The following is a 12631-nucleotide window of genomic DNA, read 5'->3' on the forward strand; positions in this document are numbered from 1 at the left end:
GGAGCTGGGGAGCGGGGAAGTAAGGGAGCAAGGGAGACAAGGAAATAATTTTTCTTCCTCATCTCCCTCTGACTTCTGGATTTATGCAGGATTAACGGAAGTGGCGGCAACAGGTGTCTATGCACGTCTGACATGGACACAGTTGAGCATATTCGATCCCTGGAGAGTAATTATTGCTTGTGCGATCGCCTTTTTTCTCTACCAATTCCCTTGGCGACGGTGGGGATGGAATTCTACCCCTTTCCAACACTATGCTTTAGTTTCTCCACTGCTAACGGTTTGGCTAAATTTTCAGATTATTTCTTCTATCAGTTTGCTAGCAGTTGCGGGTTTTTATGCCTGGGTTGCGAAGCGTCGGTCAAATCTGCGTTGGACTTATGTTAGTTTAGGGTTTATTGATTGGGCGATCGCTCGTTGGTTAGAGAATCAGTCTCTGACTGAACCTTTGTGGTACGCCACTGCAATTGGTTTATCCTTACTCTACATTGCTCAAGTTGATCCAGATTTGAGAATGCCCCACTCTAGACAAGCACGTCACTATCTTCGCTTGCTAGGTAGCGGCATAATTTGCCTGACAGCTTTCTGGTTCCATCAAGACACTGGACTTATCCCCGGAATTATCAGCGTTATCACTATCTTTGCGGGATTGGGCTTGCGAGTGCGGGCATTTCTGTTTGTCGGTACTGGCACGTTTTTACTAACAGTCTTTTATCAGTTGGTGGTTCTGAGCTTCCGCTATCCCTTCTCTAAATGGGTGATTGGTTTAATCGTTGGTATCCTCTTTATTAGTATTGCGGCGAACTTTGAGCGGCGACGCGAGCAAATTATTTCTATGTTGCAAAACTGGATTGCCCAGTTGCAGGAATGGGCTTAACTGGACGGAGATTTGGCAATCACACCCATTCACTACCGTTTCGGATTCCGAAACAAGGAGTAGAAACTGTTATCACAACAACTCACACTCCGGAGTGATTTTCGAGAGTAGCCGTGAAAGACTAAACCTTTTGTGAAGACTGTCGATCAGAGTGTTAAGGCACGGTGATTTTGGAGAACTTTAACTAGCATTACTCGTCTATTAGTGTTATAATTGTTGGCAAGTGTTAATTTCCAGAGCAATTCAATTTTTTGGCAGTGCGGCTTCAGCTAGGCACCGTCACAGAATTGGTTTGTTCTGTAGATTTCCCGGAGGGGATTATATGACTTTATCTCCAACCAGAACTACCGTACTTACAAAAGGTAGAGCTTATCGAGTTGTGAACCCGATAGCTGAACTGGTAATCGAAAAAATAGTTGCTTTGTCTGCTGGCTCAGACATCTCTAAAAATTCTGGATTTACAGAAATAGAGAAATTGGTAAAATCGCTGGCTAAATTACCAGGAATTGAGCGAGTGAGAGCTGTATCGCATAAACCGGATGATTTACATGAGGTTACTTTTGAAATATTGTCTTATATACATCCTCCTGAGAGAAGAGAACTTGCTGCAAAAGCAATGGCTCTGGTAAGAGAGACTGAATGGATGTTGTGTGATACAACTAATGATGGAGATTGGGATTTTGGGACTCAAATGCTCAGAAAATTCCCAACCGTTTCAAATGAAAATCAGGTAATTGCTTCTAGCTATGCCCGAAGAGAGTGTTTATCGGCGGCAAGCTAGATCTAACGAAGAGACTGCCAACGCAGCCCAGTCAGGTTTTCCTGACTGGGCTGTTATTATGTGTTTCTATGCAGCTCTTCATTGGATCAATGATTATGCTTTACGTCATGGTGAAATAGATAGCTTTGATGTTAGCGATAGCTCACCACATGGTGCTAGGTGGAAATATGTTAAGAAGCTCGCAAGAGCTAAGAGATGGGATGATTTACAAGATGCTTACGAGACTCTTTTTAGGGCGAGTATGACTGCTAGGTATTTACGAGACTTGGAAGACTTGAATTGCAGTGCTAGAGAGCATTACGCAAAATATGGTGTTGATTTTTGCTTTGACTCTTTAAAGATTATCAAGAACAGGTTAGAGAGTTAGTGATGCGCTGATTCCGAGATACGTGCGAAATAGGGCAACGAGGAGCTGAAATGCTGGTTCTGTCAAAACTCTCAGAGACTCTTTACAGCTAGAACGCCCCGATGTAGCGCTGGGAGAGACTCGTGCCATCTATATTCAATTTTTGAATATACTATGAAATAAAGATGTATATCTAAAAACAGCAATGTCCAAGCGAAACAAGGACGACACCCTGGATCTGACGTTGATAGAGGAAGCCATTCTCAACGCCCTGATATTTCGGGAGCGGTATGGCTTAGAGATTATGAATGCGATCGCGCAAGCAAGTAACGGTGAACGCACGATTGGCTTCAGTTCCCTTTACCCCACGTTGCGAAAGCTGGAACAGCGAGGCTTTGTCAGCTCTCGCTGGGGGGATGAAGCCCCAGAAGAAACCACTGGCGCACGCCGACGCTACTACAAAATTACAGGCTCCGGCTTGCAAGCCCTAGAAAAAAAGCAACAGTTTCTCAACACCTTACAGCAATTGCAACCTGTACTCGGAGAACTTTAGATGATGCGACAAATTCTTCACCAACTGTTCACGTTCAACTTACGGATACTACGCTTTATTCAGTCTATTACCCAAGTCTTTGCCAAAGCCCTTGTTTGGCTAGCTGTTGAATTTTCAGGCTACCTGATATTTTTCGGATTAGGACTGGCTTTAGTGATGTTGGGAGTACCCACTAATATAGCATCATGGCTGAGTCTTGTTTTATTGATCCTCCTGGGTGCATTCATTCTGGGGGTGAGTTATCCTCTGTTGAAAGGTGAAGTTAGATTCGCCAATTGGATTGCTCGAATTCTTTCTAATAAAACCCCTCAAGTGTGGGAAGACTATCAAGATTGGCTGCACGACATCCTGTTAAATTATCGCCAATTACTAGAGAGTGGCGCTCCTCGCTGGCAGGTGACGATAGTAACGTACTGGCGATTAACTCGATTTTGCATTACTGTCGGTACGCTTAAGCTGAAAAGGTTAGTTATTGCTGCCAGAAGACGACTCTAGCAATCGATAGTAGGACAGGCATCTTGCCTGTCTCTTTTAGCCTACCCTACAAAAATGGCAGGCGAGACGCCTGCCCTACGAAAATATTTGGATACTTTTTTGTTTTAACTTCCCTAATTAAGTCCTCTATTTTTATTTTTATAAAAACAAATACTAGCCCAGATATAACCCATAATTGGGAACTATTAATCCCGATCCTATCGTCTGTTGACATGAACCGATATCCCAAGAGATAATTGATAAAAAACATTAATTTGCCAAATAAGCTCTGCCGAAATCTAGATAGAAATGGCTCTTTTTTGGGATAGTATTACAGTCACGTAAATGTTAAAAGTAAGTCTAGGTCGCAGACTGAAACAGTGGGTTAAGCAAGAACGCTCAGTACCACTTGCTGCCGCTGGAGTGACGGGTATCGTGATTATTCTTCGCATGATAGGAATGTTGCAATCATCGGAGTTGGCTGCATTAGATCAGTTATTTCGCCTGCGTCCTCCAGAACCCCCAGATGATCGCATCGTTATTGTAGAGATTAACGAAACAAACCTTCGACAAGTAGGGCAATGGCCCCTTCCCGATCGCGTCATGGCTCAACTGCTGCGAAAAGTAAATACCTATCAACCCCGCGCTATTGGCTTAGACATCTATCGGGATTTACCCGTTGAACCCGGATATGCAGAATTTGTGAAAGCGGCGCAAAGTATCCCCAATTTAGTTGGAATTCAGAGACTTAAGGATGATAGTAGTATAGGTGTTGCCCCACCCCCCGCCTTAAGCCAGCAGCAGGTTGGATTCAATAACGTTGTAGTTGATGCCGATGGCAAAGTTCGTCGTAGCTTGCTCTACTGGCACGTTGAGGGTGATGCCTATACCAGTTTTGCCCTACAGCTAGCCTTACTGTATCTGCAACCTGAAAAAATTACTCCCCAACCCTCAGCAAACCATCCTGACTATTTGCAACTGAACCAGGGCGTCTTTCCCATGTTTAAACCCTACGATGGGGGCTATGTGGGAGCAGACAGCAGCGGCTATCAAACTATCGCTAATCTTCGCCGTCCCGGTGGTTTTCGGACTGTCTCCATTGCAGATATCTTGGCAGATCGAGTCCCGGCTGAGTGGTTACGCGATCGCATTATCATCATTGGCTCAAGAGCACCCAGCTTAGAAGATGTTTTTTACACGCCCTATAGTGGAGGACACTTGGGAGCAGCGCAACCGATTTTCGGTGTCGAGCTACAAGCTAGCTTTATCAGCCAAATTCTCAGTGCCGCCTTCGACGGACGCCCCACAATCGGGGTATGGTGGGAACCTGTAGAATGGCTTTGGATTCTGGGTTGGTCGAGTATCGGTGCGGTTGTCGTTTGGCAAGTGCGATCGCCCGGTTCAACTAACAATTCGACAACGGTTCCGGGAATGGGTGCGGTGACTTCTGCCCGTTGATTAGGCTGATTTTCAATTTGTCCGGTGGTTTTGATGCCACTATCCAAAAACTCTTTAGCAACAGGCTGAACCTTAATTCCCATTTGACGCGCAGTTGCCGCGTCTACTACGATGCCTTCCGGATTAGTCGGGGCTTCAGTTTCATTGTGGAACTCATCACCATGCCCCGCATGGGCAAAAACAGCCATTGGGGTAGTAGAAATCACAAGTAAAACGATAAAAGCTGAAGCCAGACGTTTTTTTGACTGTTGCATGAGTTCGGAGAGCGTCTTTTTCTAGGGCAGCCAAAGGGATAAGCAGTTTGAGAAAGCCGATGTTGTCAAACTCCGTAGCCTTGCAGAAAAAGATGAAATCAGTATGAAATGTTCCTACCTCAATAGTTAGAACTTTATCCTCTGCCTTAAGTAAGAGGAATTCATCCGTGCGATCGCACTAAAGTGAAGCCGATGGTTGGAGTCACTGTAATTGTCAACTCTCCCATAAGTTGACGTTTACAGACTACCTCGCTGCAAGTCAGTAGTCTGGCTTGTGATGATAAAAAACAGCGATCGCTTTTTTCAAGTTCAATTTGACGAGGCTATGTCAACTTACAGGTGCTGTCTGTAAGACGTTTAGATGTCGGGTAATAAGAAATGGAATTGAGTTGGACTCACGTACATTTACTCCTTAATCACTTTCCTATTATAGGGGCTATAGGTGGGCTTTTCCTGTTAATCTATGCTCTGTTCAAAGATAGCGACGATTTAAACATGGGCAGGACTTCAAGGTGGAATAATACGGCATACAGAAGTGCGGGGAGAATTTGAATTTTTATTGCCAGAGGATGCAGCGGAAGCGGGAACTCACGAACACGGAGGGACGGAAACTGAACCTGAACACTCTGAAGAATCTGGACACTCTCATGAATAAAGTCGCAGCTTCGCGCTGGGTGTGGGGTGTCGGGTATGGGAAACCCCATCAATTTATTAAAAATCAACAAAAATCACCATGAACAACGCAAACTTTTGGCAACTCTACAGCGAGGCAGCACTTACCTCCCTCAGTTTTTTCTGGAAAGCTTTATGGGCATTTATTCTGGGTTATATTGTCAGTAGCGCTATCCAAGTTTTCGTTACCCGTGAACGAATGAAGCAAACGATGGGCGAAGCTGGAAAGAGTAGCGTCGCTCTGGGTACTTTTTTCGGTTTTATTTCCAGTTCCTGTAGCTTTGCTGCGCTAGCAACGACAAAGGCACTCTTTAAAAAAGGAGCAGGATTTGTTCCATCCCTTGCTTTCTTATTAGCATCAACGAACCTGGTGATTGAGCTGGGTTTTATTATTGCCATTTTCTTAGGGTGGCAGTTTGTTGTTGGCGAGTATTTAGGGGGTATTCTTCTAATTATTTTTATGTGGATTATTGTTCGTTTCACTCGCCCAAAAGAGCTGATTAGAAAGGCACGCAGACGATTGCGGGAAAAAGAAGGTGAAGAGGAGGAAGGCGAAGAAGTCCCTGACTGGAAGGAAAAGATGCAGAGTAAAGAAGGATGGGAACAGGTAGCACGTCGCTACTTCATGGAATGGAATATGGTCTGGAAAGATGTTACCATCGGCTTTACCGTAGCGGGTGTCATCGCTGTATTCGTGCCGCGATCATTTTTTCAGTTCCTCTTTATTGGTTCAGGGCAAGGCAGTAATCCCAGCTTTCTGGCAGTTCTGGAAAATGCGGTAATCGGACCCGTTGCAGCGTTTTTCACCTTTATCGGTTCGATGGGTAATATTCCCCTGGCTTCAGTTCTATTTGCTAATGGTGTTAGCTTTGCCGGGATTATGGCATTTATCTTTAGCGATTTGGTGGTGTTTCCCATCATTCGCGTGAATGCCAAGTATTACGGATGGAAAGTTTCCCTGTATATCGTCGGTGTCTTTTTTGCGGCGCTTGTTGTTACGGCGATTGCCATGCACTACGGCTTTGCACTCTTTGGACTGTTGCCTCAAGGTGGAGGGCAAAGTGCAGCACAGACGCAGCGCTTTGCCATTGACTATACGTTCTTTCTCAACCTTGGGTTTCTTGCCGTGACGGGTGTTCTCGCTTGGCTTCGCTTTGGGGGCGACAAAAAGAAGGGAGGGATGCATCACGGTGGTGGCAAGTCAAGTATTATTGAGCGCGTACTCTTTTGGTTGGCGATTGTCTCCTATATTTGGTTGGCAGGTGGTTTAATGGCGACTTTCTTTAGCTGAATGCTTTTTCCCGCTGACTTGACTACTGAATAAACGTTCTAGATATTATGGCTGGACTGGGGCAATGTGTAGCGGAAATGGTAGCGGCTCAGATATTCAACGAACGCGAGGGAAATGAGATTTCTGTAATTTATGGGACTGTGACTTCGGGAACGAATTGGAAATTTTTAAAACTCAAAGGGAAAGTAGTTGAGATTGATTTGGTTGAGTATTACCTAACAGATGTGAATAAAATCCTGGGCATTTTAGCGAGTGGCGTTAGAGGGAGTTGATAGTTAAGCGTGTCTGTAGGGGAGCGATAACCCTAACGGGATGCTTCGCTAGCGCAGATTCTATGGTGTCGAGAATCGAACATGAGTCGCTTGGCTATCGGGCGTCACTCCAGCGAATTCCCATTCTTGGAATGCGAGCGCTCCTTGACCCACCTGAGAGTTATCGCCTCCCTGCTATGCCCTTGCTGCTCACGAGAATTTGAAATCGACCCGCTGCTACCAACTGATACAGTTAACAGCCAACCTTTTCAAGCATAGTAGCAAGTAGTTTTTCTCGCTCAAGAGACGAACCATCAAGCCCAGTTACCTGCCCAAAAGTATCATCTAAAACCTTCTTCTCACCTTTGTAAATGTGGATGTGAATGCCTGTGACCTGTGGTAATGGGCTAGTCCATAGAACGGCAGGAGTTGAAGCCCAGATTTTGACCTGACAGCCATCATAATCCCGTAGGTCTAAGGTGCGATCACTTGTTACAAACTCAGGATTTAAGGTCAGGCTATCTGACAGTAGTTTCAACGGATTGCTGACAATAGGTTCTTTAGACCAATTGGTGTCGTAACCGCAGTTAGCACAAAAGTGTTTCCTATGCGGGTTTTTGGCAAAGTCTCCTAAGTCCAAGTGTGGGTGGCTACAGTAGCGGCACAGCAGTGTATCTAAAGGACGTTGGTTGATAATTGCCTCTAGATAAGCCAGAGCAGCCGGAGGTGCAATAATAACCCGTGTTCTTGTCTTCGAGTCCAATAGCAGCGTTCCCGGATCTACCACGACAACAGCCGGAAAGTTGCAGTCAAGGGTTTTACTGCCAGAAGGGTTCTTGCGAGCGTGGACATGAACTCGCACTTCTGTAAGATCTGGCTCGTTGGTGGTGTTGATAGCCGATGGCAGTGCTGCCCAAATTCCAACTCCTCCAGGATAATCTATCGGGTCAAGAATCAAGGGATTTTTAGTGTAATGCATGGGCTGGTCAGCATTGGAACAGCAAATACCCTCTTTTGTTGACTGCAATGCCGCTTGTAAGTCTGCTTTTGTTCCCCAATGAACCTGATGGGTGCGACACCACCAACGCTCTGCCCCATTTCGGAATTTTCCAGCCGGAACGATATCACAGGGAAGTATTACACCTGTACCAAATTCAGCTTCAGGGAATTTTCCTATAATATTTTCGCTAAACGGTACTACATTTCCTAATGTTCTACCCTCTGCCCAAACGACTGCTCTCTCCTCTGTGAACGCCTGAGCTTGGACTGGCTGTTCCGTTCCTAAAGCTTTCAGAATCTTGGGTTCTCCCTTTTTTTTTGTGATTTCTCCCTTTTTCTTCTCAGGGTTGTAGCTCTCCTCGGCTAGATAAAGACAGACTGTACCATCTTTCTTCAACTCTCTTTTGATGATCATTTATGTCTCCACTCTTGGTTAGTTTCCGATAGGAAAACTCACTAAATACCAGAGTCATATACTATCTGGGTCTTCACCCAATTCCCTTAATCGAGCCGCTAAACGCTCCGATCGCGCATTTGCTGCTTCCTCTGGTAACAAAACCAGATTGCCAGCCTCATCATAAAACCGCAACCACACTGCCGTTTCTCGATCAATCGTCCCCTCCCAAGTTGCCAACCACAAACCTAATCGCTGACACCACAGCCACCCCTGCTCATTGGGTGTAAGTGGCTGATACTGCTGATTTACATCCAAATGCCACCCCTGCAAAGAATCCCGGTCAAAGGGATTGAAGACATAGTAATCCGGAGTGCGGAAAATCTGCTCGTAAATATTTTTCTTAACTCCCGTGTCTGCCTCTGCTGTAGAAGGAGACATCAGTTCCACTATTACATCCGGATAACGACCATTTTCTTCCCATACTACCCAGCCTTGACGCTCCCTTGTGCCATCCACATCTAGCACTACAAAAAAATCAGGCCCCTTGAAATCCCGGTTACGAGCCTGAGTGCTACTGTAATAAACAAACATATTGCCTCCCGCAAAAAAATCATTACGGTTAGCAAAAGCCTGATTGATTGACCGAATCAGGATATTCATCGCAATGCGGTGGCGGTTACTCTCCATCGGTTCCCCATCATCGAAAATTAAATCAGTGGGTGGCATCGGAGGTTCCCACCAATCCTCAATTATCAGGGATTTTTGTTCTGTACTCGCCTCAGTTGACATCGCACTGGCTCCCTAGCATGGGTCTTTAATACCTTTAGATTAACCAAAACCTTACTAGTATGAGTTTCAGGTTGACCTAGCTGCCTTAGACAGAATGGAAGATGAGGCATTGTGGAAAATCGCTCAAAGTCGAAAGACTATAGCCGATATGGAGCGGTACAATATCCTGCTTGATCGCAATCAAGAGGGTACGCTGACGGATGCCGAACGAGCAGAACTAACAGCACTGCGAACTGAGGCAGACTGCTTCATGCTGCGAAAGGCACAGGCAGCAGCACTACTTCGCTGGCGCGGACACCATGTACCCCTGTCCTAAATTCTTATGTTTACAGGTCGCGCAACCATTACTGTGTTGCGAATGAACAACCCAATCATTGTGTCTGCGCGTTGGCGCTGGGCAATTAGTGGTTGGTATCCTCCTGCTGATTGACACTCTTCGCGATCACTTCCTGTCTGGATTTTAGCTTGCTGAGGCTTTCAGGGGAAGGCGATCATTCCGTGAGATTAAAACGGCAATATCGATGCGATATAGAGCAGGTAGTCATCTTTTTGCAAGCCACCACCAATGAGATAGTCTTTACTGATACCTATCAAGACCGAAGTACGTCCCATCATTATCGAGTTGTCCGCCTATGGGAGCAAGATTCTTCCCCGTTCCTTGCCAATCCAGGACTATTGCCCCTAGCGACTTTGACGCAAACTGACTCCCCTCAAGGGTTACTGGCACAGGTGGCGGAACGAACCGCTACAATTCCTGATAGGGAGCAGCGACAAACTATTGCTGGTTGTGCCGAGATTCTAGCCGGACTGCGGTTTGAAAAAGATTTAATACGCCAGTTTTTTCGGGAGGACATCATGCGCGAGTCTGTCATTTATCAAGATATCTTGCAACAAGGAAGACGACAGGAGGCACTTTCATTGGTAATACGCCTACTCAATCGACGGTTGGGTGAGGTTAACCCGGAACCTATTGAGCGGGTTCGGGCGTTATCGATTGAGCAATTGGAGGAGTTAGGAATAGCGCTGTTGGATTTTTCCAATATGGCTGATTTAATGGCTTGGTTCGACCAACAGGAGAGGCGGGAAGTAGAAATAGCTTTGATTACACGCCAGCTAACTCGACAATTGGGTGAGATTGACCCCTTACTGATTGAGCAGATTCACAGGTTATCCCCTGAACAGTTGGAAATCTTGGGAGTAGCGCTATTGGATTTGTCCGAAATGGCTGATTTAGTAGCTTGGTTGGAACACAAGCAGAGGTGGGAAGGAGATGAGGAAGAGGTGAAGTAAGCGATCGCTCTCACTTTTTCACTCCTGACTCGTAACCGATGAATGATGATGGTTCTTTTCAGCCAAAACAGGCAATTCAGACAACACCCCGATGTCAGATTCTGGCAACTCAGAAGAACCATTGCTGTAGGTAAGGCTTGCGGTTGAAGGCTTACTGCGTCGTCCCAACCAGAAAGCACCAACAGCGATCGCACCAAAAATTAGGATTAAATTTCCCTACCTCAAACGTTAGAAATTTCTCCTATGCCTTAAGTTAAGCCGTAATCCTTTTTTCAGTTCATTTTTATCGGTTCAGGGCAAGCCACATTCATTCTCCAGAATGCTACTCTCCAAAGGAGCTTGAGCCAATTATCCCAAAGGTGAAACGCAGGATTCCTTCAATTTTTTTCTCAATTCTTTTAATTTTGCGGCACGACTTTCAAAAAGCTTCTCCATTGCACACATTATCCGTCCGATCGCATCAGCGTTACACTCCTTCAGAAATGCTTCTGCCGAAATCGTACCAGAAAAGAACGCCTTAGCTTGCTGGTTCAAGTGTCCAACCGATCCAAACCCAATAGATTTGATAATAGTAGTGGCAATGGGTGAATTTTTGAGATCGTAAACCGATTCCTGATTTCGTCCCTTACTGAGCAACTCTAACACCTCCCTCTCCAGAGGCGTTTCAGGAGGGTTGGCGATGGGCATATCAATCAGGAACTGCTCCAAGGTTGGCGTGTTTATTTCTGAGCGGGGCAATTCTCCCATCAAGGTAGTGAGAGGAACGCTTCGTCCTAAGCTGTAGCTGACAGCTTCCAAAATCGCGATCGCAATTAGCTTAACCCTTAGATAAAGCCTTGCCACTTCCAGGTTCTTTCTGGTTTTTAAAACAAGCTGGCGGTAAGTGAACTCATCGGGTTCTCCCTTAAACTGCTTAAATACTCGTTCTGGCTTCAGGAAGTTCATAAAGGCTTCCATTTTCAACAGTGAGCGACGGTATCCCTGGACGGTGTAAGAATCTGCATTACTCAACTCATGATTCGTTTCCGGCATGAGATTCCAGGTATTGTCTAAAAAATCTCCAGAATTTGGGAAGGCAAAATTCTCCACATCCCGATTTGCCAGTCGCACTGAACGCTTCACCACTTCAATTGTTTGGGCTTGACTCCAGCTAAATTTAAACTGATGATTTGCTTTTTCCAGGCGCTGGTAGAGTTCTTCACTGGGGCTGAAACCCTCTGGAGACAAAGGACGAAAGGGAATCGTCGCTTCGATACAGGCGGCAATTTGCCCTATAAAACTGGGTAACAAAAAAGCCTCTAAAGCTTTGGCAGCAACAATGGCGCTTAAAAATTCATTTTGCCCGTTGAAGGGAGAGAGAACTTGAGCAGGAGCAAACCCAAATACAGCCATCACAATCTCAAAAATCGGGTCAACGGGTAGTTCCCCAGCTTGGAGAATCCCCAACTGTCCTTTGACTTCCTTAATAAAGGGAGCAATATAACGACTAATGTTAAAATTAATATCTTGATCGACTTGCACGTAAACGAGGTCATGGAATAGGGCTGCCAAGACCTCAACGGCATCCACTGACCCGCCAACCTCAAAAATATGTTCAGGCGTGTGAAAATAACGCCATTGACCCGTCATAGTTCGGGTAATCAAATCAGCGAGCGTTTCTAGTTGAGTCAGCTCGACAGAGCCTTGTAGCTGTGCGATGGCTCCAACTAGACTTTTTTTGCAATAAGCGCGAGCAACTTCTAGATCCATCTATACCACCCTGTTCCCAACAGCCGGACAGTCCTAATAAAGACCTATATTAAGAGAAGTTTTAGGATGAAAGATACTTAAGTCCCTGCCCTTGCTCCCCTTAACAAGAGAGTACCACGGCAATTAATGACACAAGCGGAAGCTCACAACGAAAGGATAGAAATCAATCGAGGAAAAATGAGGCTAGCCTAGTCTTTGCTTGTTAGACAAAGCCGAGGTTTCACCCTTAATTCAGGAGAGAACCCAAGCGTGAGAGATCGCTGGGATAAGCAGAAGAGAGAACATGGTTGACACCAATAGGGTATCACAAGTGGGACACCAGACATTCACTATTAGGGAACAACGATTAAATTTACCTAGGAGTAGGGAGTGGGGAAGGTGGGGGGACAAAGGGACATTTAAACTTTTGTTGAGGTGTTACTCTTCTCCCCCATCACCCCATCACCCCATCAC

General features: G+C 45.6%; 10 protein-coding genes and 4 pseudogenes. 11 read left to right on the forward strand and 3 right to left on the reverse strand.

Annotated elements, in window-relative coordinates:
* The 9 genes and pseudogenes from IQ257_RS26200 to IQ257_RS26240 all read left to right on the forward strand — a co-directional run.
* Window positions 1–874: pseudogene (locus IQ257_RS26200) on the forward strand (DUF2157 domain-containing protein); the annotation flags it as partial.
* 322 nt (window positions 875–1196) lie between these two features.
* Window positions 1197–1655 carry a hypothetical protein gene (locus tag IQ257_RS26205; protein WP_193879942.1) on the forward strand — a complete coding sequence of 153 codons (459 nt, stop codon included), beginning with the start codon at window positions 1197–1199 and terminating at the stop codon, window positions 1653–1655.
* Window positions 1621–2022: a hypothetical protein gene (locus tag IQ257_RS26210; RefSeq protein ID WP_193879939.1), complete on the forward strand. Its 402-nt coding sequence runs from the start codon at window positions 1621–1623 to the stop codon at window positions 2020–2022. The genes IQ257_RS26205 and IQ257_RS26210 overlap by 35 nt, the downstream gene beginning before the upstream one ends.
* 184 nt (window positions 2023–2206) lie before the next feature.
* Window positions 2207–2554 carry a PadR family transcriptional regulator gene (locus tag IQ257_RS26215; RefSeq protein WP_193879936.1) on the forward strand — a complete coding sequence of 116 codons (348 nt, stop codon included), beginning with the start codon at window positions 2207–2209 and terminating at the stop codon, window positions 2552–2554.
* Window positions 2555–3049 (forward strand): hypothetical protein, encoded by a 495-nt coding sequence (locus IQ257_RS26220; protein WP_193879933.1) that lies wholly within the window; start codon window positions 2555–2557, stop codon window positions 3047–3049.
* A gap of 324 nt (window positions 3050–3373) precedes the next feature.
* Window positions 3374–4486 (forward strand): CHASE2 domain-containing protein, encoded by a 1113-nt coding sequence (locus IQ257_RS26225; RefSeq protein WP_193879930.1) that lies wholly within the window; start codon window positions 3374–3376, stop codon window positions 4484–4486.
* Window positions 4483–4698 (forward strand): hypothetical protein, encoded by a 216-nt coding sequence (locus IQ257_RS26230; protein ID WP_193879928.1) that lies wholly within the window; start codon window positions 4483–4485, stop codon window positions 4696–4698. The genes IQ257_RS26225 and IQ257_RS26230 overlap by 4 nt, the downstream gene beginning before the upstream one ends.
* Before the next feature lie 775 nt (window positions 4699–5473).
* On the forward strand, window positions 5474–6703 hold the full coding sequence (locus IQ257_RS26235) for a permease (RefSeq protein ID WP_193879925.1): 1230 nt from the start codon (window positions 5474–5476) through the stop codon (window positions 6701–6703).
* Between the two features lie 41 nt (window positions 6704–6744).
* A pseudogene (locus IQ257_RS26240) lies at window positions 6745–6975 on the forward strand (hypothetical protein); the annotation flags it as partial.
* Window positions 6976–7207: 232 nt separating this feature from the next.
* Here the strand turns inward: IQ257_RS26240 and IQ257_RS26245 are convergent.
* Both IQ257_RS26245 and IQ257_RS26250 read right to left on the reverse strand, forming a co-directional pair.
* The gene (locus IQ257_RS26245) at window positions 7208–8368 is read right to left on the reverse strand and encodes a hypothetical protein (RefSeq protein ID WP_193879922.1); all 1161 of its coding nucleotides are present in this window, start codon (window positions 8366–8368) and stop codon (window positions 7208–7210) included.
* Window positions 8369–8422: 54 nt separating this feature from the next.
* Window positions 8423–9139: a Uma2 family endonuclease gene (locus tag IQ257_RS26250; RefSeq protein WP_193879920.1), complete on the reverse strand. Its 717-nt coding sequence runs from the start codon at window positions 9137–9139 to the stop codon at window positions 8423–8425.
* Between the two features lie 61 nt (window positions 9140–9200).
* Here IQ257_RS26250 and IQ257_RS26255 point away from each other — a divergent pair.
* Together IQ257_RS26255 and IQ257_RS31275 are read left to right on the forward strand one after the other, a co-directional pair.
* Window positions 9201–9455: pseudogene (locus tag IQ257_RS26255) on the forward strand (hypothetical protein); the annotation flags it as partial.
* A 173-nt stretch (window positions 9456–9628) separates the two neighbouring features.
* A pseudogene (locus IQ257_RS31275) lies at window positions 9629–10429 on the forward strand (DUF4351 domain-containing protein); the annotation flags it as partial.
* A 348-nt stretch (window positions 10430–10777) separates the two neighbouring features.
* Here IQ257_RS31275 and IQ257_RS26265 read toward each other — a convergent pair.
* On the reverse strand, window positions 10778–12178 hold the full coding sequence (locus tag IQ257_RS26265) for a hypothetical protein (protein ID WP_193879914.1): 1401 nt from the start codon (window positions 12176–12178) through the stop codon (window positions 10778–10780).
* Between the last annotated feature and the right edge of the window lie 453 nt (window positions 12179–12631).

Origin of the sequence: Coleofasciculus sp. LEGE 07092, assembly GCF_015207375.1 — a bacterium.
Lineage (GTDB): Bacteria > Cyanobacteriota > Cyanobacteriia > Cyanobacteriales > Coleofasciculaceae > LEGE-07092.

Excerpts from the sequence above, each read along its gene's own strand:
- IQ257_RS26225 (WP_193879930.1), top strand. The coding sequence starts at position 3,374 with ATGTTAAAAGTAAGTCTAGGTCGCAGACTGAAACAGTGGGTTAAGCAA.
- IQ257_RS26245 (WP_193879922.1), bottom strand. The coding sequence starts at position 8,368 with ATGATCATCAAAAGAGAGTTGAAGAAAGATGGTACAGTCTGTCTTTAT.
- IQ257_RS26215 (WP_193879936.1), top strand. The coding sequence starts at position 2,207 with ATGTCCAAGCGAAACAAGGACGACACCCTGGATCTGACGTTGATAGAG.
- IQ257_RS26250 (WP_193879920.1), bottom strand. The coding sequence starts at position 9,139 with ATGTCAACTGAGGCGAGTACAGAACAAAAATCCCTGATAATTGAGGAT.
- IQ257_RS26235 (WP_193879925.1), top strand. The coding sequence starts at position 5,474 with ATGAACAACGCAAACTTTTGGCAACTCTACAGCGAGGCAGCACTTACC.
- IQ257_RS26205 (WP_193879942.1), top strand. The coding sequence starts at position 1,197 with ATGACTTTATCTCCAACCAGAACTACCGTACTTACAAAAGGTAGAGCT.
- IQ257_RS26210 (WP_193879939.1), top strand. The coding sequence starts at position 1,621 with ATGCCCGAAGAGAGTGTTTATCGGCGGCAAGCTAGATCTAACGAAGAG.
- IQ257_RS26220 (WP_193879933.1), top strand. The coding sequence starts at position 2,555 with ATGATGCGACAAATTCTTCACCAACTGTTCACGTTCAACTTACGGATA.
- IQ257_RS26265 (WP_193879914.1), bottom strand. The coding sequence starts at position 12,178 with ATGGATCTAGAAGTTGCTCGCGCTTATTGCAAAAAAAGTCTAGTTGGA.